Here is a 21,097-nt window from a genome sequence, read left to right on the forward strand (position 1 = left end):
CTACTTGAAGGGGATCATAGCATTTTGGATGTTAGAAATTCGGGAGCTTCAGTCAAACAAATTTACACTGGGGATTTTGAATTGTAAAACATAAACTAAAAATGCTTTTACGCCATCCATTTGTTATGATAATTTTTCTACTTGGTATTATGTAAGTAATACTATAAAAAGTAGCAACAATCATTAGTTATAAACTCTTGTGATATCAATTTTTGTCCATTGAATCTCATAAGAAATTTAATTTTTTGTTTAGAACATCATGAATATAGCAATAATTGGTTGTGGTTATGTCGGTTATGCAGTTTCTCAATATTGGCAGCAAAATAAAAACTTTATCATTACTGCAACCACAACTACACCTGAGCGTGTCCCAGGTTTAAAAACAGTAGCTCAAAAAGTGATAGTTACCCAAGGAAATGATCTAGAATCACTAAAATCAGTATTACAAAATCAAGATGTTGTCCTCTTAAGTGTAGGGGCAAAAGCAGCAACTACTTATGAAGAAACTTATTTACAAACTGCCAAAAATCTAGTCTCAGTATTGCGGACATTACCCAATATTCAGCAATTAATATATACAAGTAGTTATTCTGTATATGGAGATAGAAATGGTGTATGGGTCGATGAAGAAACACCACCTGCACCACCTAATTTAAATGCTCAGATTCTCCGAAAAACAGAAGATGTGTTGCTTTCAGCAGAAAATGAAACCCTCCGAGTTTGTATTTTGCGGTTAGGTGGAATTTATGGCCCCGGTAGAGAATTGGTAAAAATATTTGGACGAGTAGCTGGTACAACCCGTCCTGGTAAAGGGGAGGATATATCAAATTGGGTGCATTTAGAAGATATTGTTAGAGCCATAGAATTTGCTCGCTATCACCGCTTACAAGGGATTTATAACCTAGTTGATGATTCCCATCTCACCAGTCGAGAATTAATTGATAATGTACTGAAAAAAAATAATTTACCTAATGTGATTTGGGATGTAACAATCAAGAGTAACCGCCCTTATAATACGTGGGTGTCTAACCAAAAGCTAAAAGACGCAGGATATGAGTTTCTCCATCCCCATATCATTTTTTAGCAGCTATGGAAATTTAGGCTTATGCGATCGCCAATTTTAAATAATTCCTCTGTTTTAACAGCATCACCCACCCAGTTTTATACTTGGCAAAATTATCGTTGTGCTTATGAAGTACATCAACCGATCAACTCTGATCCACAAGGAACCCCCTTACTGTTAATCCATCCCATTGGGGTAGGATTATCACGTCAATTTTGGCAGCGATTTTGCCGCGAATGGTATCATACCAATCATAGCAATATCATTTACAATCCCGATTTATTGGGATGTGGTGAAAGTGATACACCCCGAAAAGCTTATCATCCAATTGATTGGGCAGAACAGTTACAATACTTTTTACAAACAGTAGTTAAAAAACCTGTAATTTTAATAGCGCAAGGTGCTTTATCACCAGTGGCTATTGAATTAGTTAAATTAGCACCAAATTTAATTACTGGACTGATACTTTCTGGTCCAACCGCTTGGAATGTAACCACTAAAAATTCAGCTAAATGGCGACAAAAGCTGCTTTGGAATATCTTTGATTCACCCATAGGAAATGCTTTTTTTCGCTATGCACGCACCCGTAAATTTTTAATTTCTTTTTCCCAAGAAAGACTGTTTGCATCCAGTGAGAATGTAGATGAAGAATGGCTAAATACATTATTAGCAGATGCTAAAAATATGGGTGGACGCTATGCGGTGTTTTCCTTTTTAGCTAGATTTTGGCAACGGGATTATAGTAGTGATATTGCGGCGATCGCACAACCAACATTAGTAATTCTGGGCAATACAGCATCAGCTATTAGCAAAGAAAGCAAAACAGAAACTCCAGATGAAAGAATAGCTGATTATCTGGCTTGTTTACCGCAAGGAAGAGGAATAAAAATCCAGGGTAGAAATGTTTTACCTTATGAATCAACCGTTGATTTTGTAGCGGCAATATCTCCATTTGTTAGTGAATTATCTTGATGGCTGAATCCTCAATATTTACTAACTATAGAAAATAAACATAACGCACATAATTGGACATGAGTTAACAGCATTGCATGGTATGGATAATGCTCAAATTTTTGTGCTTAGAAATTAAATTTTTGAGGGTAGTGTTTTACCTACCCCTAATCACGCAATTCTTAACTGCCAAAATTCTTGAAATTGAAATAATAACAAAATTGCTACAGAGTCTATAATATAATTATTGAACACCACCACAGGAGTCCGTATGACCCAGATATATGAGGGAGTACGCTGGACAAGCTCAGACCTTGAACTATTGCCAGATAACGGCAACCGTTATGAGATAATTAATGGAGAATTATTTGTGACAAGAGCGCCACATTGGAAACATCAAAAAGCTGGTACTAGAATTGCTAACGTACTGGATACTTGGTCACTATCAACAGGATTAGGAGAAGCTGTAATTGCTCCCGGTATTATTTTTACTGATGCTGATAATGTTATTCCTGATGTGGTTTGGGCAAGTAATGAAAGATTAGCAACTTTATTAGATGATGATGGACATTTAACAGGTGCGCCAGAATTAGTAATTGAAGTGCTTTCTGCTGGTGTGGAAAATGAACGCCGAGATAAAGAAGTGAAATTAAAACTTTATGCTTCTAGAGGTGTACAGGAATATTGGATCATGAATTGGCGATTACAACAAATAGAAGTTTATCGCAGAGAAAGGGCAATGTTAGTATTAGTAGAAACTCTGTTTGCTAATGATGATTTAATATCGCCTTTATTGCCTGGTTTTAGTTGTGTTGTAGGTAGTTTATTTAAGTAGAAAAATTCTTAAATTTAAGATTGAAAGACAAATATTTTCTAGAAATTAACTAAAATGGTACACGCAATACAAAAAACTCTCACCTTAGATGAGTTTCTGCAACTACCAGAAACGAAACCAGCTAGTGAGTATATTGAAGGTCAAATTATTCAGAAACCCATGCCACAGGGAAAACATAGTACACTTCAAGGTGAACTTGTACCTGTAATTAATGTTATTGTTAAACCTCGAAAAATCGCTCGTACATTTCCTGAGTTACTTTGTACCTTTGGTGGACGTTCAATAGTACCGGATCTTGCGGTTTTTGTTTGGGATAGAATTCCCCGTGACGAAAATGGAGAAGTTGCTAATACATTTCTCTCCTATCCTGATTGGACAATTGAAATTTTATCACCTGATCAAAATCAGACCAAGGTAACTAAAAATATTTTGCATTGTTTAAAATATTGTACTCAAATGGGTTGGTTAATTGATCCAGGTGAAAGGACTATTTTTGTTTATCATGCAAATCAGCAAATTGAAGTATTTGATGAATTAGATATGTTGATTCCTGTACCGTCTTTTGCTAGTGATTTACAATTGACGGTTCGTGATTTGTTTGGGTGGTTGTTAGAGTAAAGGTCTAAAATATAATAATTACAGATGTTAAGAAGGTAATTTTATGAAATTAACACTGAAATCAAAAGTTGACGCTGATGGTAAATTGTTGTTACAACTTCCTCAACATTTAGCTAATCAAGAATTAGTCATTATTATTAGTGATGTTTCTGAAGATACAATACCAACACCAGAAGAATTAGGTTATCCTGCTGATTTTTTTGATAAAACTGCGGGAAAATGGGAAGGTGAAATTTTAGTTAGGGAAAATCTAGTTGATTGTGATCAAAGAATTTGGGATATTGAATAATGATTTATTTATTAGATACTAATACCTGTATTCAATATTTAACCGGACGTAGTGAAAACGTAATTAATAAATTTAAAACTACTCCTCGTCAAAACATTTGTTTGTGTGATGTTGTTAAAGCAGAATTATACTATGGAGCTTGTCGCAGTAGCAAAAAAGAAAAAAACTTAGCTTTATATGAGTTATTTTTTTCTCAATATGTTAGCTTACCTTTTGATGGAAATTCAGCTAAAATTTATGGTGCAATTCGCGCTGAGTTATCCAAACTAGGGACTCCTATCGGTGCTTATGATTTCCAAATTGCTGCTATTGCATTATCTAATAATCTTATTTTAGTCACTCATAATGTTAGGGAGTTTGAAAGAGTAGAAAATTTACAACTTGAGGATTGGGAAGAAAATATATAAGCGTGTAAAATGTAAATGCTGAGGCAGAGCCTCAATTTTGCATTCCCAGTCTGAGACTGGGAACGAGGAAAAAGTTTGTACAGTGCATAAGTCCTATTATCTATTAATTTATTTATACATATATTCATAAATTCTTACCCATTAACTTATAATATTTTTGTTTTTCCGTTATTATAACAATGCTTATACTTTTTATCCACGGTGTTGCAGAATATCAGGTTAAATTTGCTGAACCTCTCAAAACGTTAATTCAAAAAGAGTTCTCCCAAAGAAGACAAAAATTACCTCATTTTCATTCTGGATTTTATGCAGATATTATAAATAATAAAGGTAAAATCTGGAATTTAATTCATGAGGACTTAGAAAAATTTAAAAAAGAAAATCCCTATATTAATACTGAGGATATCTTACGTGGTCAAGAATTAAGACAAGGTTTTATATCTGATTTTGTAGGCGATGCTTTTACTTATTTGAATCATGAAAAAGGAGCGAAAATCAGAAAATCAATTACTGAACATTTAGAAGATTTTATTAAAAATCACTCACAAGAAACAGAGTTACATATAATTGCCCATTCAATGGGAACTGTAATTTTATGGGATATGTTGTTTTCAGACAAATTTGAACCCAGCGATGCAGCTTTGAAGTTTAGGTCATTAATTAATGAAAGAGTAAAATTAAAAAGTATTACAACAATGGGTTCACCAATTATTTTATTTAATATGCTTTTAGATATTCAATCTGAACAAGTAAAATTAAGGTGTAAATCACAAAAATATCCTTTGAAATGGTTAAATATTATTCATTCTTCAGATATGATTGCTTATCCGATTAGTTCCAGTTTGGAAATCAAAGCAGATTCTAATCTCTCTGTCACAGATAAATTTATTGTTGATAATGCAAATAATTTAGAAAGTTCTGTGCGTCAAATAATGAATTTACCTGCTATTAAAACATTAAGTGATATAACTTCTATAAATAAAGTTCTTGATTTAGGTGCTGTTGCTGCTGGTGCAGCAGACGCTCATATTGGTTACTGGAATTGTCTGCAAACAGCTAAACTGATTACAGAACATATTTTAGATGATCAGGAAAAAATCATTAATTTAGTAATTAAGCGACTAGAGAAAGTTCCGGGTATGACAAGTGTTTTTCATGGGGTAACAGAAAACATAGGAAAAACTTTTCCAGGGACAAAAAATATTATGGATTTGTTTAATTCTGTCCACCAAATTACAGAAGATTTTACATTTTTAGATGGTAGTGGGAGATTAAGATTAAGGGATAATCTCGCTCAAACTCCTCATGTTACTGTTTATGATCCCACATATAAATGTCAGTTTCGCGGTTATGTGGGTCTTATTCATGCTGATGGTTTACGAGAAGAAATTAAATATATAAAACGGAGATATGGTAAAAAATAAATATACAATTGATTATGAAATAACGGAGGTACTTAAATCATGGATAAACTAAACTACTATCGCCAATGTTTGCGAGAATTTCTCACCCAATATGCTCAATATGGTTCAAAAGATCAAAATATGGAAACCCAATTGATCTTTGATACAGAAAATGATCATTATCTTTTACTGCGAACTGGTTGGGATAAAAAACGCCGAGTTCACTCCTGTATATTTCATTTTGATATCAAAGATGGTAAAATATGGCTTCAGGAAAATAACACAGATATTGATGTAGGTGAAGAACTAGAAGAAATGGGAATTGCTAAAAAAGAGATTGTCGGTGGTTTTCACTATCCTGCACTGAGACAATATTCAGAATACGCTGTTTCTTAATTCAGGGTAGAGGATTTAAAATTATGATATGTCCTTAAAAGTAGTAATTTAATATGCCTAGTGAAACTGTTACACTACAAATACCCGAAATTATCTATCAACGGTTAGTCAATACTGCCCATGCTACTCAACGCCCTTTAGAAGAAGTCATGCTTCATGCTTTACAAGTGGGTAGTCCACCAGCATGGGATGATGTACCAGAGGAATTTCAAGCCGAACTTGCGGCTTTAGATAAATTAGATGATAATACTCTCTGGCAAATTTTCCATAGCCAGAAAACATCAGGAGATATGGAAGAATATAATACTTTACTAGAGAAAAATTCTAGTGGTACATTGACAGAAACAGAAAGATTAAATTTAATATCTCTCCGACACGAATCTGATCTCTTTATGTTACGTAAAGCCCCAGCCGCAGTTTTACTTCGTTGGCGAGGATATAGTTTACCAAATCCTTAAATTCTTGTGTCTACATATATTTCTGAAAGTTTAAGAAAACAAATCATATTATGATTATAAATAGCTAGACAAGCGAGTAAATTTATGTCAGTTATCGCAGCTAAAACTTACGTAGAGTATCGGAACGATGGATATTGGGTGGAAGGAACACGGATTTCTCTAGATTCGATTGTCTATGCTTTCCGAAAAGGCTTATCACCTGAAAGTATCGTTCAATCTTTTCCGCTGCTAACGCTAGAACAGGTTTATGGAGGAATCACGTTTTATCTAGCTAACCGCGCTGAGATTGATACTTACTTGGCAGATGAGGAAGCGGCTTTTGATGCTATGCCTCAACCACTAGAAACCAGTGATCCTATTTTATATGACAAACTCAAGGCAGCGAAAACAGCAAGACAGCAGGTGAGATTGTGAATATTCGCTATCAAGCCGATGCTGATTTAAATCAGTCTATTGTAACGGAAGTTCTGCAAAAGTTTAAAAATATTATCACCATATTTGGATAATACAAGCGAGTTATTAAAAATGGAAAAACCTAAAAAAAATCAACACTATGTTCCTCAATCTTATCTAGAAAATTTTAGCCTTGACCCAAAGAAAAAGGAAAAGCAGATTTTTGTTTTTGACAAATTTAACCAAACGAAATTCTCTACTAATATAAAAAATATTCCCTTAGAAAGATATTTTTATGATTTTCATGAAATTCTCGTATCACCAGGAGAAGACCCGCAAATAGTAGAAAATTTATTCACCGAGATAGAAGGCGAGCAAAAGAAATTACTTAAACATATTCAAAAAAAGATTGATTGGATCTTTAGCCTAAGAAAAAAAAGTAACGCTTACTCGAAAAAAGTTTTAAATCAAAGCCAAAAGATAGATTTATCCTACGTTGTAGCATTTCAGTGGTTTAGAACCAGAGAATTTAGAAATTTTTTGTTAGAGATGCGTGAGGTAAATAAACCTTTATTCGATAAATTGATAAAGCAAGAAATGAATGAAATTATTACTCAATTTGCAGCGGAATACTCTATTCCACTTAATGAAGAATCTGCATCTGAAATCAAATCTATGCTTTTTGAGATAACAGATGATAAATTAAGTTTTATGTATAAAGAAGGACTATCTGCAATACACTCTAATTTTATGTTCAGTTACTATGAACCAGCATCTCAAATTCTACGAAAACACATTTACTTAATAGGTATTAATGATACAGATCAACCACTATTTACATCTGATCATCCTGTTGTACAATACTCACATCTAGGATTGAAAGGTATTAATTCTCCAGGTATAGAAATAGCATTTCCGATTAATAGCAAAGCCATATTAATTATGAAAGAAAAAAGCCATTTTGATAAGTTTACGAAACTAGATAGTAATCTTTTTCCACTTACATTAAATGATGTAAATTTCTATAATCAGTTGCAAGTGTATGGCAGTAATAGATTTGTTTTTTGTTCTGAAAATAGATTTGATTCGGTGGAAGAAATTTGTAAAAATAACCCAGATGTCTGTTCTAATAATAAAACGAGAATTCAATTAAAAGAAATTCCCGCAGATGATTTATAGGTGATAAAAAAGCAATTAAGGTAGAATGCGGTTAAGTTAAGTGAATTTAAATGATAATATAATTTATTGATAAAATAGAAAATTATCTTTAACCAAACCAAGTAATTAAAAAAAATCACTATGACACAACAACCAATACAAGTAATAGGCGGTGGACTGGCGGGAACAGAAGCAGCATGGCAAATAGCCCAAGCCGGTGTTCCTGTAATTCTCCACGAGATGCGCCCTAAACGCTTCAGCCCTGCCCATCATACGGAAAATTTGGCTGAATTGGTCTGTAGTAACTCTTTCGGGGCTATGGCGAGCGATCGCGCGGCAGGATTATTACACGAAGAATTACGTCAACTCGGTTCTATCATCATTGCTAAAGCTGACGAACACGCAGTACCCGCTGGTGGGGCTTTAGCCGTAGACAGAGGACAATTTGGCGAAGATTTAACCCAAACTTTAGCAAATCATCCTTTAATTGATTTTCGCCGGGGAGAAGTGACAGCAATTCCCGAAGGTATTGTAGTTTTGGCTAGTGGTCCCCTGACTAGTCCCGATTTATCCGCAGATTTACAGCGTTTTACGGGGATGGAATATCTCAATTTCTTTGATGCTGCTAGTCCGATTATTTTAGGAGATTCTATTAATAAAGATATTGCTTTTATGGCTTCTCGTTATGACAAAGGTGAAGCAGCATATCTGAATTGTCCTATGAATAAAGAGCAGTATTTACATTTTTGGGAAGAATTACGTCAAGCTGAACAAACAGAATTAAAAGACTTTGAAAAGGAAACCGCGAAATTTTTTGAAGCTTGTTTACCAATTGAAGAAATGGCACGAAGAGGGGAGGATACCATGCGTTACGGTCCCCTCAAACCTGTGGGTTTATCTGATCCTCGCACCGGAGAACGCAACTATGCGGTAATTCAATTGCGACAAGAAGATAAAGCCGGTCAACTTTGGAATATGGTGGGATTTCAAACAAATCTGCGGTGGGGTGAACAAAAACGAGTTTTTCAAATGATACCTGGTTTGGAAAAAGCCGAATTTGTCAGATTGGGAGTAATGCACCGCAATACTTTTTTAAATGCACCACAGTTAATGTCCGCAACTTTGCAATTTAAAGAACGTCCTACTTTACTGGCTGCGGGACAATTAATCGGCACAGAAGGTTACACTGCTGCATCTGCGGGTGGTTGGTTAGCGGGAACAAATGCAGCGCGATTAGCTTTGGGTAAAGAACCTCTAATTCTGCCTGTAACAACAATGATGGGGGCTTTGTTTGAATTTATCAGATCCGCTGCACCTAAGCATTTTCAACCGATGGCTCCTAATTTTGGCATTGTGCCAGATTTGGGAGTAAAAATCAAGAGTAAACCGGAAAAATATGGACGTTATCGCGATCGCGCTTTGGCAGATTTAGCAAGTTGGAAAGTTAATTACTTATAAAAAATAGGCTAAATAACACAAATTTGAAACCTAAAAACTTCTTATATTTTTAGGTTTCACCATTTTTAAGTTGGAGATGTAGCAATATCTAGTAAAGTATAAAAAAGCAAAATAGGAATTTAAATCTAATATAGTAAAACCAGCCAAAGGACAGATGAAGGCAAATATAAATAAATTTAAATTAGCAAATAATAAGCAAAGGGCGTTTAGGATTTAAGGGTGCAGTTGATTCAAGCACTAAAATAAAAAACACGGAGTAATAAGCATAGTATTTACTCTGTGTTTTTCTGTGTTTATTTACAGAACTTACGCAATTAGAACTCCTATTTGATTATTGATAGCTTGCGTGGCGTTGACATACAAAACTCCGTTTAAATATCAGCACCAGCTTTTGGTTCAGTACCCATTGGGGAAACATAATCGCGGAAAAGAGTAATTTGTTGTTCAAAAGATAATTCTTTAATTCGGTTGAGTAGATTCTCTGCTGCTGAAGAAAGTTGAAAATTAGGAGGAATAGAAATAATCGTCTGAGCGTCCATTCCTTGCGCTAGGAGATACCAAAATAACAACTTAGTGGTATCACTCAAAGAACCATATTCACGAGAAATTAGGTTATCTGTCTGATTGATTAAATCCCGTTGAATTTGTAACTGTTCTTCTGGTGATAATTGTTCAACTTGATGAAATAAACCTTCCGCAATTTCTGAAGAAACAGTGCTGGCATAAGGGGCGGCTGGTGTAATTGAATCACCCATTTCTTGATAAATAAACCAAAACAAACCTAGTTGTTGTTCCACATCCAATGTACGCCAAGATTGGATATGTTCACGAATCACAGGATCACTTGTTTGTGTAAATGTCATTACTGCTCCAATCTGTCAAAATTAAGGAATTATACTACTCATTTATACAAAATTCCACTTATTTAAAACCCTACTGGAGATAGATATATTTTTTCTAGAAATGAGAAAAATTAAACTAAGAACAGGAATTAAATTGGGCGGAGTGATTGCCAAAATATTAGCATTTTTAATTGCTTAAAGAGATACTTTTTAAAGCATAAATAATGCTGGGCAAGGTGGAGGAGTTATCCTATTTTGGATTTACACCACGGATAAATCCGGGGAAGTGGATTGATTGTACCTAAAAATAATTATTAAAGAATTATTGTGGCTGTTCAGATAGATTTATTCCCCATCCAATCCAAAGTTGATATAGGAAAGAATAGGGCATAGGTTTGAAAATTTTTTGTATCTAAATATCAAGACCTTATCTGTTCTTATTGAACTGAAAACCGCTATATTATTCCTGTCTTTCTTGATAATCTTCAGCGGAAGTTGGGTCTAGTTCCCAACGAGCCTCATCACGATGTTCTAAAATCTCGTTGGTGCGAAGAAAGGCATAATCATTCATTTCTAAACCGACTGCTTTCGCTAATTCTTCAGTTACATTTTTGTCAGGAGTAGCAACAGTACCTCCAACTGCTTCATCTCCTACAGTTTCTTGCCAATAAGTATCAATTCCATTATCAGCAATGGTGAATTCAACAGGAAATTCAGGACTGCTTTCTGTATATTCTTGTCGGGAACATTCACCAAAATTATAACCGGGTAAATCTTTTACACCCGTACTATAGGATTCAGTAATTTGCTGTGGTAAATCATCTGATTTATTTTCATGTTGCTCTTGTTTTTTATTCATGAGAATAGCCACTTTCAGTATTTTGATTATAACGCTTGACTAAAATATCTTGCTCTAACTAGCGATTTATAACTTAAGTTAGAAGAAATCTATCCCCAGCGAACGAAGAGAATTCAATTATTAAAGATTAGGCTGGTAAGTGGTAATTCATAAAAATGATTTTTAGAGAAGGTTTATAAAGTAAAGTTTAAATTCCAGGGTAAGTCAGACCTATAAATTGGTCAATATCAATAAATTTTTGCCAGTTGCGTAATTTCTGGAATTATCTAATCTAATTAATCATTAATAATGACTCTTAATTTTGAATTAAAACCAAGGAGGTAAATAAAGTGGAATATACAGAATTTATTACCCATGTACAAAGTCTAGCTCAATCAAATTCCCGTGAAGAAGCAGAAATGGCTACTCGTGCAACATTAGAAACCCTAAAAGAACTTATACCTAAACATCAAGCACAAGAATTAGCAGCACAAATACCTCCAGAATTAAGCGGATGTTTGCAAGGAAGAGAAATTGAAGCTAGTCAATCTTTCCATTTGCAAGAATTTATTGAACGTGCCAGTCATAAAGAAAACATAGAACCTACGACAGCAGCAATGCACGTCCGAGCGGTGTTTGCAGTCTTACAAAATGCGGTTACTCCTGAGAAATTTAAAAAATTTCATGCTTATTTTTCACATGATTATGAAGAATTGTTTGCCGTATCACCAACAAATTAAATGCTTGTTTAATGCTTGAGGATTGCTTAATCCAATATTTGGCAACTTGAGTTTAAAAATTAACCAGTAAAAATTAACCAGGGGAAGAAAAGCAATGAGAAACAATCATCATGTTTCTGGAAATAAAAAAGTCGCTATCCTGATTGAACAAGGAGTAGAAGATTTAGAATTTCTTGTTCCTTTTAATGGTTTGAAACAAGCAGGAATAGAGGTGATAGTGCTTGGTTCACGGATGAATGAAAAATATAAAGGTAAACGAGGTAAACTCAGCATTCAAGCTGATGCAACGACAACGGAAGTTGTGGCTGATGAATTCGCAGCGGTGGTAATTCCTGGTGGTATGGCTCCTGATAAAATGCGCCGCAATTGTAATACAGTTTGCTTTGTCATGGAGGCTATGAAGCAAGGTAAATTAATAGCCGCAGTATGCCACGGTCCACAGGTTTTAATTGAAGGTGATTTACTCAAAGGTAAACAAGTAACAGGATTTGCTGCTATTTGCAAAGATATAACTAATGCTGGTGCAAATTATCTAGATGAACCAGTAGTTGTGGATGGTAATTTGATTACATCCCGTGAACCTGGAGACTTGGCAATTTTTACAACTGCACTGTTAAATCGTTTAGGTTATGGTGGTAAAGATGCTGCCTTACCTAATGAAAAAGATACTGGTGCTGAATGGTGGAAATTAGCTGATGCTTGGGGTGGTTCAACAAAAAACGAAATTGTTAAAGGTTTGAATACGGCTTTAAGTGGTGAGCGTTATTCGTTAGAAGCTTTAGAAAAATATTTAGAAAAAGAATCAGATCAGGAAGTAAAAAATCTGTTTCAAGAGATGATAATTAATAAACATCAGCACGTTGAAAAGCTGGAAAGTTATCTTCATCGTTTGCATGAAAAACCATCTTTGACTGCAAATATTGCTAATCAATATGCTAAGGTCAAAACGGCTTTGACGGGTAGTGATGATATTTATCAAATTCGTTGTGCATTGGGTGATCTACAAACCGGAATTGGTGATATCAGCAATTTGTCTGCAATGTTTACTGACCCAGTAGCAACGGCAATTTTTAAACAAATTCACAACGATTTGGGTAAATATGAACAGCGATTGATTGAGCTTTATCGAGCGCGGATTACTGCTGGTGTGAAGCCTCCTAAACCAACTTCTAGGGCGGCTGTAACTCAAGTTTAGAGCAGTTCCCATGCTCGTATTGCTTTTGTATAATTGATTTGAGGTTTTTTATGAAGAATATTTTCCGTCAGATAGTGATTATTTCTCTGTTAGTTTTGACTTTCTTTGGTATCCAATCTGTGAACATTGGTAAATTTATGCCAGTTGCACAAGCTGATACGGTGAGGACTCCAGAAGGTATTTATTACAAAGGTACTCCTGATACGGGAAGAATTAGAAATAATCAACAGCTAGAAAATGCTCAGGAAAGACTTAAAGAAACTACTGAAAATGTGAAAGAAAAACTCAATCTTGATGAACCAATTCCTGATTCCACAAAAGAGTTTTTACAGGATGTACAAACAAATATTGAAAAAACTGTTAAGCCAATTACTGGTAGTAACCGTGGGTATTACCAAGACAATATCCCAGAAAGTCCGGTTAGAAATAACAGATAGTTATAGCAGGTGATAGGAGTGAAAATATTATGAGTGATACGAGTGTTAAAAAAGTTGATTCTAGTTATTCACCAACTGGTCAACTGGGTCAAAAGTATCTTGCATCTGGTAAAAATGTGGCGATGCGATTATGGGAAAATGAACCACCAGAGGAAGATAAGCAGCCAACACAAAGAGAATATGAAACTGTTGGTTTTGTAATTAATGGCCGCGCAGAGTTGGACATTGAGGGGCAAAAGATTTTGCTAGAAAAGGGAAATTCTTGGTTAGTACCAAAGGGTGCTAGACACTCTTATAAAATTCTGGAAACATTTACAGCAATTGAGGCTACTAGTCCGCCGGCTCAGGTTCATGGTAGGGATGAAAATTAATTGGCGTTGCTGATTTTGGGGATGAAAACAATTTTGCATATATTCAAAACCCTTGTAGAGACGTTCCATGGAACGTCTCTACACTCAAAAAACATCCCGCATTTATGCAACGCCAATTAATTGAGTAAAAACTAATTTTAACAACGATGGCTGCGCTGTGTGTAGCCATCGTATTTCCATTTCTAAATATTAAGCAACTAAGGTTTTTTCGGGTTGATGACGGATTTCGTTGTTGCAGGAACGACTTTGTTCTATGTCAGTTATGTTGGCAAAAGTGGTTTCGGCTATGTTCCGTAAAGCCTCTTCTGTAAAGAAAGCTTGATGTCCGGTAATGAGGACATTTGGAAAGGTTGTCAAGCGTTGAAAAACGTCATCTTGAATTATTTCGCCAGACAAGTCTTCAAAAAATAATTCTGATTCTTGTTCGTAAACATCTACGCCGAGATAGCCAATTTGACCTGATTTTAATCCTTCAATTACTGCTTGGGTATCAATCAATGCACCCCGGCTAGTGTTGATGATCATCATACCTGGTTTCATTTGAGCGATCGCACTGCTGTTGATCAAATGATGAGTTTGCGGCATCAGGGGACAATGCAAGGATATAATATCAGACTTGGCGAAGATTTCTGGCAGTTCTACATACTTTCCACCCAATGCTTCTAATTCTGGGTTGTGATAAACATCATAGGCTAATAGATGACAGCCAAAACCTTTCATAATCTGTCCCAAAATTAGACCAATTTTACCTGTACCGATAATTCCCACTGTCCGATCATTCAAGTTAAATCCTAACAGTCCATTCAGAGAAAAATTACCTTCTCGTACACGGTTATAGGCACGGTGAATTTTGCGATTTAGGCTTAAAATTAATCCTACAGCGTGTTCTGCTACCCCATAAGGTGAATAAGCTGGAACACGAACAATAGTAATTCCTAATTTGGCTGCGGTTGCTAAGTCTACATTATTGAAACCTGCACAACGTAAAGCGATCAAATGAGTTCCCCCAGCAGCCAGAATTTCTAAGGTGGCAGCATCTACTTGATCATGAACAAATACACAAACACAGGGAAATCCAGCGGCTAAGATAGCGGTATCTCGATTCAGAAGAGGTTCAAAAAATACCAATTCATGTTGAATCGGAGAATTTGCAGCTTCTAAAAACTGCCTATCGTAAGTTTTTGTGCTGAAAACTGCTACTTTCATCTAAAATTCTCACGCTATATGCTGCATATTACTCCATACTTTACAGTCTATACCCCATATTCCACACCCTTCTTAATTATTACTTTTACCTCTGCACTCTTATACCCTATTTCCGAATTTTGGCAATTAAATTGATAATTTCTTGATAGTATAATTTATTTCCTTGTTGAGAAAAGAGATGAGCAGATTTTTGGAAATCGTCAATGGCGGTTTGAATGTCTCCTAGATGTTGGTAAATTTCGCCTCTAGCATAGTAAGCGGCTGCTAGGTTGGGATTTATTTGTAATGCGTGGTTATAGTCTTGAATGGCACCTTCATAGTCTCCTACAAAACGCCGAGAGACTGCGCGATCGCAATATCCTTCTACTAGACTAGGATTAAGTTGTAATAATTTATTGATATCTGCAATTGCACCGTGATAATCTCTCTGGTGACGACGTGCATTAGCCCGTAAGCCGTAAACTGTGGGCAAGGTGGGATTTATTTGTAATACTCGATTATAGTCTTGAATGGCGCTTTCATAGTCTTGTAATGTGCTGTAAATTAAACCTCTTTCGTAGTATGCTTGAATATCTTCAGGATTGTGTCGGATTGCTTGGGTAAAATCTGCGATCGCTTTGGGATAATCTTGACGATGAGACATTACTAAACCACGATTATAAAAAGCTTCACCAAAGTTAGGATTGATTGCTAATGCCTGATTATAATCTGCGATCGCACCTTCATCATCCTGGAGAGCATAGCGACTATTACCCCGATTATGATAAGCTGCTGCCAGATCAGGATTTAGTCGTATTGCTTGGTTATAGTCAGCAATTGCTTCTGTATACTTGCCAAGAATGTGCAGAATATTACCACGATTGCTATAAGCAGCGATAAATTCAGGATAGAATTTTAAGGCTTGGTTGATATCTGTAACAGCGGCTTGATTATCTCCGCGTTGAAAAGCAGCCAAACCCCGATTATGGAATGCTTTGGCAATATTAAAATTGATACCTTCAGGTAAATCAGGGGAACTATCGAGAAATTCTACTACTTTTTGATAGTCTGCGATCGCTTGGTCAAATTCTGCCAACTCCAAGAAAGAGTAACCACGGTGATAATAAGCTTCAGCCAAGTTAGAATTTAGCTGTATAGCTTCATTAAAAACTGCAATTGCCCCTTCATAATCTCCATATAAATTTTTCTGTACCCCCTGTTTTATCAACTCATCACCATTCATAGCATTTGTACTTTTCTAACCTTGCTACCAACATATAAATTAGACCTCTTGCAGTGCCATTGACCGCGAATTTAAAGAATCATCAAAAATTGTACTATTATCACCATACAAATGGTACAACCGCAACTCATCACGTTGTTGCCAAACATTAAATATATCTTCTCTCCCATCATTTAAAGTTGCTGAATCAATTTGATAAACATCATTTACCTGCTGTAACTTCAAACCTAATAAATTTAAAAGTCTGCCCAATATTTTCATACCAGAAACAACTTCCTTCCCGTTCACCACATCAATACCCAACGCTCGTTTAATATGTTTATTACTTTGCATAGCCACATTTTTCAACCAAATCAAATCAGCATCATTTTCTTTAAATACTCTTCCATTTTCCAAGAATTGTAACATACCCAATGCTCGCATCGCTTCAACTTTGAGAGTATAAGTTCTTAAATCTGGTAAAAAAACCTTTCCTTCACCCCAATATAATTGTTGATGCCACTCCTGTTGATCTCTGACATGGAAATATTCACTTTCATGGGTCAGATAATAGTGAGTTAATAATTGTCCATAATAACCCTTATCATCGCGCAATTTTAGCGTAGGTGTGACTTCAATTCCATACATATCTCTGAGCAAATATTTATTCATTTGATCACGTTCCTCATCACTGAGAGAATGTTTATTTAATAATTGATTATATTCACAATAATCAATATCACTAGCATTAGCTACAGCCTTCGCAGCTAATAATTGATTTTGTTGTTTAATTTCCTTAATTTTGCGCTTAATATCTTTAGCTTTTTGACGACTTTGCGCCCAATCTTTCTGCACTTTCACAATTTCCATAATCAACCTTTTTCTAGTTTCTGAATCACTAGCATCAGTTGCGAAGAAAGCCAAACGTAAATCCCGAATAATATTATTCTGAACCGTATTACTCCGCATCATCACTTGATGTCCATCAGCAATCAAACCATCTTGCAAAGATTGCCGATAAAGACGAATAGAAGCATTTACCCTAGCTGATAATTTAGCCCAAGTGCGTAAATGCACCGGGTCATATACCATAGGTAAATCTACATCTATTTTGTGTAAAGGACTCAACAAAGCTAAATTTTCTTTTTGATTTTCTTGATACCAATGAGATAGCAACTGATAATTTGTACTACCACTACCAATTAAACCAATACCGCGTTTAGCACACCAAACCACACGAGGTATATCATCCCGCACTCGTGCTAATGCTTGACGGGCTTCGGAGTCAGTAATTACCCCTTGAAAAATCCCATAAACGCGGTCAAAATGTCGGACATCAATACTAATTCCTGTACCCAAACTAGGAGTAACAAATACAGTATTATAATCTGTAATTTTTTGATTAATAGCCGTGATAAAATCAACCGCTGCATGACCAGGTGTATTAGTAGTTTGGCTGCTAACAACCAAAGTATCAGGAAATTGCTGTCTTAATTTCTGCAATCGTTCTTTGAGGTAATGTTCAATAGTTTCACAACTATAACGTCCAGTGCGGCTATCAGTAGTTACATAACATTTACGTCCAGCAATTAAATCTAATTCTAATTGATGAATCAAAGGTGTTGGGTTAGGTGAATCATAAAAAGTTACATCCCAACCTTGCTGGGGTTTCCATTGATTAAGAACTACCCAAGGCGTGATTTTAGTTCCTGCTAAACCTTGTAAATATTCTAAAGAAATATCTGTTAAATCTGCATCTTGGGCAATTACTAAACCCCCAGTGGTGAGAACTTTAGCAATTAGTTCCTGAAAAACTCTGAGAATTCTAACCCGCTTCTGTTTACAAGTATTACTATTAAGTAAATGCCATAAAGATTGTTCTACTTCATCTAATATAACTATGCCTCCATGCCAATCTTCTGGATTCAGTTTCCAAATAGAATCAATGCACAAACCAAAAGATTTATTGATGGATAATTGATAGTTATGTATTGGTAATTTTGGTTCTTCTTCAATACTCCATGCTTCATGGGTAATACCCCATTGAATGCCAATTTTCTCACATAAAAATCTTCCTAGCAAGATGCGATGAGTAATTAATAAAACTGGTTGATTTCGACTTTTAGCTTGATTGACAACGGCTTGCAGTCCCGTAGTTTTACCTGTACCTTTAGCAGATTTAACTCCTACCAAACCAGAAGTAGGAAAGGGGATTTTTTCTAAATAAGGCTGGTTAACAATCAGTGCCGGAGTAATTGTTAATTCCGTGTGAGGTTTAGTTTGAGCAAGGTAAATTTCTAAATCTACACTTTGACGATAAATTTTTTCAAAACTAGCCGCACCTTTAGCAACAATAAACTCATCAACACCTTTTTCTTTTCCCGGTAACTCCACAACTTTTACAGCACAATTTTGTTGTTGTAACAAACAACCCAGTTGAGAAATTGCATTACTAACAGCAGCAATTGTTTTTGCTTGAGTTTCAAAATCAAAACATATATAAAAATTTCTATTTTTGCTAGTAAAAACTTCTAAATCTGGAATGAGTTGACGACGGGTAACTTTACCAAACGCATCTTTCACAACTCGATAACCGCTAGTAATTCCAGGAATAGCAATAGCCACATAACCTTGTGTTAATAAAGCAGCCGCTTTTTTCGCACCTTCACAAATAATAATTGAAAGATTACATTCCATTATCCATTGCCAAAAACCTTCTGCTTCACCATCTTCAGAAATGATGATATTTTCAGGCATGGGAATGTTATAACGTTGGGAAACTTGCTGCCAAATTTGCAAAGTTACCCGCAAACAAAATACCCTTGTTGCTGTGCTGGGGGGATGTTCATATTTAATAGACTTACCATTTTTATTTTGTCGCGGTTGGGTTGGTTTAAAACATCCCCATTCCATCATCTGCCAATTATTTAGAGGATCTCTTCCAGAACACCACCAACCACCTGCTGTAATATGGCTGTAACGCTGCAACCATGAACTTTTGATCATGCCCGTATTGGTGCGCGGCAGCTGTTCAGAAATGAGTAGATACTGATATGCGATCGCACCTTGCAACGATCTAAAATTTAATCGCGCTAAGTGTAAATCTATACAACTATCCTTGACAAGTTCTTCAAGGTGTTGGGGGTGTAAATAATCCACAATCATGGGCAGAAGCACTCAAAAAGAGATGTGGGAAGACAACGAGATTAAAACCTTAACACGCATCTGCCGATTTTTGATAAAATAATTTGTAATATTTTAGTGAATCTTTTAATACATTGTTTTTAGAAATACTTCGGTTAATACAGAATCAGTCCATTTTTCTTGTTGAATGGTGAACCTAATAATTTTGTATTGTGATTTTTGTGCATTATTAATTTTTCTTTATCAGTAGATTTTTCGTAAGATGGTAAAAATATACTATTATCTTGTTCCCGGTCTTTGACTGGGAATACGATTATAGAGGCTCGGCCTCTGTTTTACTAGAAAGTAGAGCCTTCTAAAAGTCATTCCCATACAGAATATGGGAACGAGAAAAAGACTTGGCACTTTTTGAGGATAAAAAAGGCTAAAATCTTCTCCCTGTGATGCTTTTAGCTTTATTCAGCAAGCCCAAACAAAGACAAACTCATGCTTGTGTGACTGGCACTGAAGAATATGTCCAATACCGTCTCCAAACATATCAGGTATACTAGAGTCATTCTCAATAGCTAGTTGAAAAACCTGACGCATAGGTTCTTGACAGATAGGACAGCCAGGACATTCCATTCCCTGCGCCCAACCTGGATAACCCCCTAGTTTACATCCAAGTACAGTTGGGAAGAAATCCCGCAAATCATCCAAATACTCAAAACCTAATCGTTCCACCACTTCATCTTTCAGTGTCTCATTTCCCACTTGATCCCAACCATAAATCAAGGCTACAAGGTCTTCAAACTCAGGATAATCTTCAACTTCTTGCCAACCGAGAATAGTTGTAGCAGGAAAAAAATCTTCATATTCGTCATAAACTTGTGGCAAAGGTGGCATAGCTGCTTCTGAAGTTGGTGAAATCATCCGAATCAGCACATTGGAGACAAGATATGCGACTCTACCATAGGACACTTGAGCAGGTTTGACCATTCCTTGACAGTCAAAAGATGTACACTCAAACATTTGTATTAATCCATTACCATATTCCCTTGTTACTGCTTCTGGCAATTTACTCAAATTCAATTGAAGAAAGAGTTGCATAGATGATGATTGACCACAACAAGGGCAAGTCGGCCAAGATTCATTTTCAGCTAACCAAGGACGACCCCCGAATTTAGAGGATAGTAGCGAATCATCTCCTGACTTGACTAGAGGTTTCCAAGCTGGACGTATGAATTGAGATATATCTAAATCTTTATTTTCAGCAAGATCTCGTTTATTCTTTACTGTTTGCACATATCCTTTTTTTAGTTTCTCATGAATTTTTTTAGATGCTGCTAACCGTGCTTTTTCTACAGTAGGATAAGTGCTAGTTAAAGACTGTCCTGCTGTGCCAATTCGACCATAGTTAATGACTACTTCTGTTTGCTTAACGACGACTTCATAAAACTTGTGAGATTTACTGTCAGAAAATTCCAGATATACTTTCTGTGTTAATAGTGCTTCTGTTATGGGAGGGATTATAGAAATTTCCTCTGTAGAAGAAACACAAACAGGTTCAGATTTACGAAGAATTGCCAAGTATAAGTTATCAGCTTCAGCTTGGTCATGCAAATAATTAGTTTCAAAATATTCTCCTTCCATGTCGGGAATAAATGTGATTTTATTGACCATACAACCCTCTAAGGAAATTAGACATTTTCTCC

The 21,097-nt window shown here is 35.6% G+C and carries 22 protein-coding genes; 16 read left to right on the top strand and 6 right to left on the bottom strand.

All coding sequences use genetic code 11. The annotated features are described in order from the left end of the window. The first annotated feature begins 259 nt into the window (after positions 1 to 259). From ACLLO5_RS21110 to trmFO, 12 genes are all read left to right on the top strand, one after another. Positions 260 to 1,084, top strand: a complete 825-nt coding sequence (locus tag ACLLO5_RS21110; RefSeq protein ID WP_413172455.1) for an SDR family oxidoreductase — start codon at positions 260 to 262, stop codon at positions 1,082 to 1,084. 21 nt (positions 1,085 to 1,105) lie between these two features. Further along, the gene (locus ACLLO5_RS21115) at positions 1,106 to 2,035 is read left to right on the top strand and encodes an alpha/beta fold hydrolase (RefSeq protein ID WP_413172456.1); all 930 of its coding nucleotides are present in this window, start codon (positions 1,106 to 1,108) and stop codon (positions 2,033 to 2,035) included. A gap of 250 nt (positions 2,036 to 2,285) precedes the next feature. Further along, the gene (locus ACLLO5_RS21120; protein WP_413172457.1) at positions 2,286 to 2,849 is read left to right on the top strand and encodes a Uma2 family endonuclease; all 564 of its coding nucleotides are present in this window, start codon (positions 2,286 to 2,288) and stop codon (positions 2,847 to 2,849) included. 54 nt (positions 2,850 to 2,903) lie between these two features. Further along, positions 2,904 to 3,467: a Uma2 family endonuclease gene (locus ACLLO5_RS21125; RefSeq protein ID WP_413172458.1), complete on the top strand. Its 564-nt coding sequence runs from the start codon at positions 2,904 to 2,906 to the stop codon at positions 3,465 to 3,467. Between the two features lie 43 nt (positions 3,468 to 3,510). Further along, on the top strand, positions 3,511 to 3,756 hold the full coding sequence (locus ACLLO5_RS21130) for a hypothetical protein (protein WP_413172459.1): 246 nt from the start codon (positions 3,511 to 3,513) through the stop codon (positions 3,754 to 3,756). Further along, the gene (vapC, locus tag ACLLO5_RS21135) at positions 3,756 to 4,163 is read left to right on the top strand and encodes a type II toxin-antitoxin system tRNA(fMet)-specific endonuclease VapC (protein ID WP_413172460.1); all 408 of its coding nucleotides are present in this window, start codon (positions 3,756 to 3,758) and stop codon (positions 4,161 to 4,163) included. The genes ACLLO5_RS21130 and vapC overlap by 1 nt, the downstream gene beginning before the upstream one ends. A 179-nt stretch (positions 4,164 to 4,342) precedes the next feature. Beyond that, complete coding sequence (locus ACLLO5_RS21140; protein ID WP_413172461.1) at positions 4,343 to 5,587, top strand: hypothetical protein; 1,245 nt, start codon at positions 4,343 to 4,345, stop codon at positions 5,585 to 5,587. Between the two features lie 39 nt (positions 5,588 to 5,626). Next, on the top strand, positions 5,627 to 5,962 hold the full coding sequence (locus ACLLO5_RS21145) for a XisI protein (protein WP_413172462.1): 336 nt from the start codon (positions 5,627 to 5,629) through the stop codon (positions 5,960 to 5,962). A 53-nt stretch (positions 5,963 to 6,015) separates the two neighbouring features. After that, positions 6,016 to 6,420 carry a hypothetical protein gene (locus tag ACLLO5_RS21150; protein ID WP_413172463.1) on the top strand — a complete coding sequence of 135 codons (405 nt, stop codon included), beginning with the start codon at positions 6,016 to 6,018 and terminating at the stop codon, positions 6,418 to 6,420. Positions 6,421 to 6,504: 84 nt separating this feature from the next. Further along, on the top strand, positions 6,505 to 6,834 hold the full coding sequence (locus ACLLO5_RS21155; protein WP_413172464.1) for a DUF433 domain-containing protein: 330 nt from the start codon (positions 6,505 to 6,507) through the stop codon (positions 6,832 to 6,834). 111 nt (positions 6,835 to 6,945) lie between these two features. Further along, on the top strand, positions 6,946 to 7,992 hold the full coding sequence (locus ACLLO5_RS21160; protein ID WP_413172465.1) for a DUF4238 domain-containing protein: 1,047 nt from the start codon (positions 6,946 to 6,948) through the stop codon (positions 7,990 to 7,992). Positions 7,993 to 8,112: 120 nt separating this feature from the next. Further along, on the top strand, positions 8,113 to 9,429 hold the full coding sequence (gene trmFO / locus ACLLO5_RS21165) for an FADH(2)-oxidizing methylenetetrahydrofolate--tRNA-(uracil(54)-C(5))-methyltransferase TrmFO (RefSeq protein WP_413172466.1): 1,317 nt from the start codon (positions 8,113 to 8,115) through the stop codon (positions 9,427 to 9,429). A gap of 371 nt (positions 9,430 to 9,800) precedes the next feature. Here the strand turns inward: trmFO and ACLLO5_RS21170 are convergent, their stop codons facing one another. Beyond that, positions 9,801 to 10,292 carry an orange carotenoid protein N-terminal domain-containing protein gene (locus tag ACLLO5_RS21170; protein ID WP_413172467.1) on the bottom strand — a complete coding sequence of 164 codons (492 nt, stop codon included), beginning with the start codon at positions 10,290 to 10,292 and terminating at the stop codon, positions 9,801 to 9,803. Between the two features lie 439 nt (positions 10,293 to 10,731). Beyond that, on the bottom strand, positions 10,732 to 11,130 hold the full coding sequence (locus tag ACLLO5_RS21175) for a DUF6335 family protein (protein ID WP_413172468.1): 399 nt from the start codon (positions 11,128 to 11,130) through the stop codon (positions 10,732 to 10,734). A 329-nt stretch (positions 11,131 to 11,459) separates the two neighbouring features. Between ACLLO5_RS21175 and ACLLO5_RS21180 the strand changes: the two genes are divergently transcribed. From ACLLO5_RS21180 to ACLLO5_RS21195, 4 genes are all read left to right on the top strand, one after another. After that, positions 11,460 to 11,849, top strand: coding sequence for a DUF2267 domain-containing protein (locus tag ACLLO5_RS21180; RefSeq protein WP_413172469.1), 390 nt, complete (start codon positions 11,460 to 11,462; stop codon positions 11,847 to 11,849). A 94-nt stretch (positions 11,850 to 11,943) separates the two neighbouring features. Beyond that, a complete protein-coding gene (locus tag ACLLO5_RS21185; protein WP_413172470.1) occupies positions 11,944 to 13,044 on the top strand; it encodes a DJ-1/PfpI/YhbO family deglycase/protease in 1,101 nt (366 codons plus the stop codon). A gap of 50 nt (positions 13,045 to 13,094) precedes the next feature. Further along, entirely contained in the window at positions 13,095 to 13,481 is a 387-nt protein-coding gene (locus tag ACLLO5_RS21190; protein WP_413172471.1) for a hypothetical protein, read from the top strand. A gap of 29 nt (positions 13,482 to 13,510) precedes the next feature. Next, positions 13,511 to 13,852: a cupin domain-containing protein gene (locus tag ACLLO5_RS21195; protein ID WP_413172472.1), complete on the top strand. Its 342-nt coding sequence runs from the start codon at positions 13,511 to 13,513 to the stop codon at positions 13,850 to 13,852. Positions 13,853 to 14,041: 189 nt separating this feature from the next. Here the strand turns inward: ACLLO5_RS21195 and ACLLO5_RS21200 are convergent, their stop codons facing one another. The 4 genes from ACLLO5_RS21200 to ACLLO5_RS21215 form a co-directional block, all read right to left on the bottom strand. Further along, the gene (locus tag ACLLO5_RS21200) at positions 14,042 to 15,058 is read right to left on the bottom strand and encodes a 2-hydroxyacid dehydrogenase (protein WP_413172473.1); all 1,017 of its coding nucleotides are present in this window, start codon (positions 15,056 to 15,058) and stop codon (positions 14,042 to 14,044) included. Between the two features lie 106 nt (positions 15,059 to 15,164). Next, positions 15,165 to 16,280: a tetratricopeptide repeat protein gene (locus tag ACLLO5_RS21205; protein ID WP_413172474.1), complete on the bottom strand. Its 1,116-nt coding sequence runs from the start codon at positions 16,278 to 16,280 to the stop codon at positions 15,165 to 15,167. Positions 16,281 to 16,319: 39 nt separating this feature from the next. Further along, the gene (locus tag ACLLO5_RS21210; RefSeq protein ID WP_413172475.1) at positions 16,320 to 19,424 is read right to left on the bottom strand and encodes a plasmid replication protein, CyRepA1 family; all 3,105 of its coding nucleotides are present in this window, start codon (positions 19,422 to 19,424) and stop codon (positions 16,320 to 16,322) included. A gap of 438 nt (positions 19,425 to 19,862) precedes the next feature. Continuing rightward, on the bottom strand, positions 19,863 to 21,065 hold the full coding sequence (locus ACLLO5_RS21215) for a WGR domain-containing protein (RefSeq protein WP_413172476.1): 1,203 nt from the start codon (positions 21,063 to 21,065) through the stop codon (positions 19,863 to 19,865). Between the last annotated feature and the right edge of the window lie 32 nt (positions 21,066 to 21,097).

The sequence above is a fragment of the Anabaena azotica SJ-1 genome (assembly GCF_047275885.1).
In the GTDB taxonomy this organism is placed as follows: domain Bacteria; phylum Cyanobacteriota; class Cyanobacteriia; order Cyanobacteriales; family Nostocaceae; genus Trichormus_B; species Trichormus_B azotica_A.

What these genes read in the sequence shown, in the direction of transcription:
- ACLLO5_RS21195 (WP_413172472.1), top strand. Translation starts at nt 13,511, where the DNA reads ATGAGTGATACGAGTGTTAAAAAAGTTGATTCTAGTTATTCACCAACT.
- ACLLO5_RS21150 (WP_413172463.1), top strand. Translation starts at nt 6,016, where the DNA reads ATGCCTAGTGAAACTGTTACACTACAAATACCCGAAATTATCTATCAA.
- ACLLO5_RS21210 (WP_413172475.1), bottom strand. Translation starts at nt 19,424, where the DNA reads ATGATTGTGGATTATTTACACCCCCAACACCTTGAAGAACTTGTCAAG.
- ACLLO5_RS21140 (WP_413172461.1), top strand. Translation starts at nt 4,343, where the DNA reads ATGCTTATACTTTTTATCCACGGTGTTGCAGAATATCAGGTTAAATTT.
- ACLLO5_RS21190 (WP_413172471.1), top strand. Translation starts at nt 13,095, where the DNA reads ATGAAGAATATTTTCCGTCAGATAGTGATTATTTCTCTGTTAGTTTTG.
- ACLLO5_RS21120 (WP_413172457.1), top strand. Translation starts at nt 2,286, where the DNA reads ATGACCCAGATATATGAGGGAGTACGCTGGACAAGCTCAGACCTTGAA.
- ACLLO5_RS21115 (WP_413172456.1), top strand. Translation starts at nt 1,106, where the DNA reads ATGCGATCGCCAATTTTAAATAATTCCTCTGTTTTAACAGCATCACCC.
- ACLLO5_RS21160 (WP_413172465.1), top strand. Translation starts at nt 6,946, where the DNA reads ATGGAAAAACCTAAAAAAAATCAACACTATGTTCCTCAATCTTATCTA.
- ACLLO5_RS21125 (WP_413172458.1), top strand. Translation starts at nt 2,904, where the DNA reads ATGGTACACGCAATACAAAAAACTCTCACCTTAGATGAGTTTCTGCAA.
- ACLLO5_RS21170 (WP_413172467.1), bottom strand. Translation starts at nt 10,292, where the DNA reads ATGACATTTACACAAACAAGTGATCCTGTGATTCGTGAACATATCCAA.
- ACLLO5_RS21185 (WP_413172470.1), top strand. Translation starts at nt 11,944, where the DNA reads ATGAGAAACAATCATCATGTTTCTGGAAATAAAAAAGTCGCTATCCTG.
- ACLLO5_RS21175 (WP_413172468.1), bottom strand. Translation starts at nt 11,130, where the DNA reads ATGAATAAAAAACAAGAGCAACATGAAAATAAATCAGATGATTTACCA.
- ACLLO5_RS21110 (WP_413172455.1), top strand. Translation starts at nt 260, where the DNA reads ATGAATATAGCAATAATTGGTTGTGGTTATGTCGGTTATGCAGTTTCT.
- ACLLO5_RS21205 (WP_413172474.1), bottom strand. Translation starts at nt 16,280, where the DNA reads ATGAATGGTGATGAGTTGATAAAACAGGGGGTACAGAAAAATTTATAT.
- ACLLO5_RS21145 (WP_413172462.1), top strand. Translation starts at nt 5,627, where the DNA reads ATGGATAAACTAAACTACTATCGCCAATGTTTGCGAGAATTTCTCACC.
- trmFO (WP_413172466.1), top strand. Translation starts at nt 8,113, where the DNA reads ATGACACAACAACCAATACAAGTAATAGGCGGTGGACTGGCGGGAACA.
- ACLLO5_RS21130 (WP_413172459.1), top strand. Translation starts at nt 3,511, where the DNA reads ATGAAATTAACACTGAAATCAAAAGTTGACGCTGATGGTAAATTGTTG.
- vapC (WP_413172460.1), top strand. Translation starts at nt 3,756, where the DNA reads ATGATTTATTTATTAGATACTAATACCTGTATTCAATATTTAACCGGA.
- ACLLO5_RS21215 (WP_413172476.1), bottom strand. Translation starts at nt 21,065, where the DNA reads ATGGTCAATAAAATCACATTTATTCCCGACATGGAAGGAGAATATTTT.
- ACLLO5_RS21200 (WP_413172473.1), bottom strand. Translation starts at nt 15,058, where the DNA reads ATGAAAGTAGCAGTTTTCAGCACAAAAACTTACGATAGGCAGTTTTTA.
- ACLLO5_RS21155 (WP_413172464.1), top strand. Translation starts at nt 6,505, where the DNA reads ATGTCAGTTATCGCAGCTAAAACTTACGTAGAGTATCGGAACGATGGA.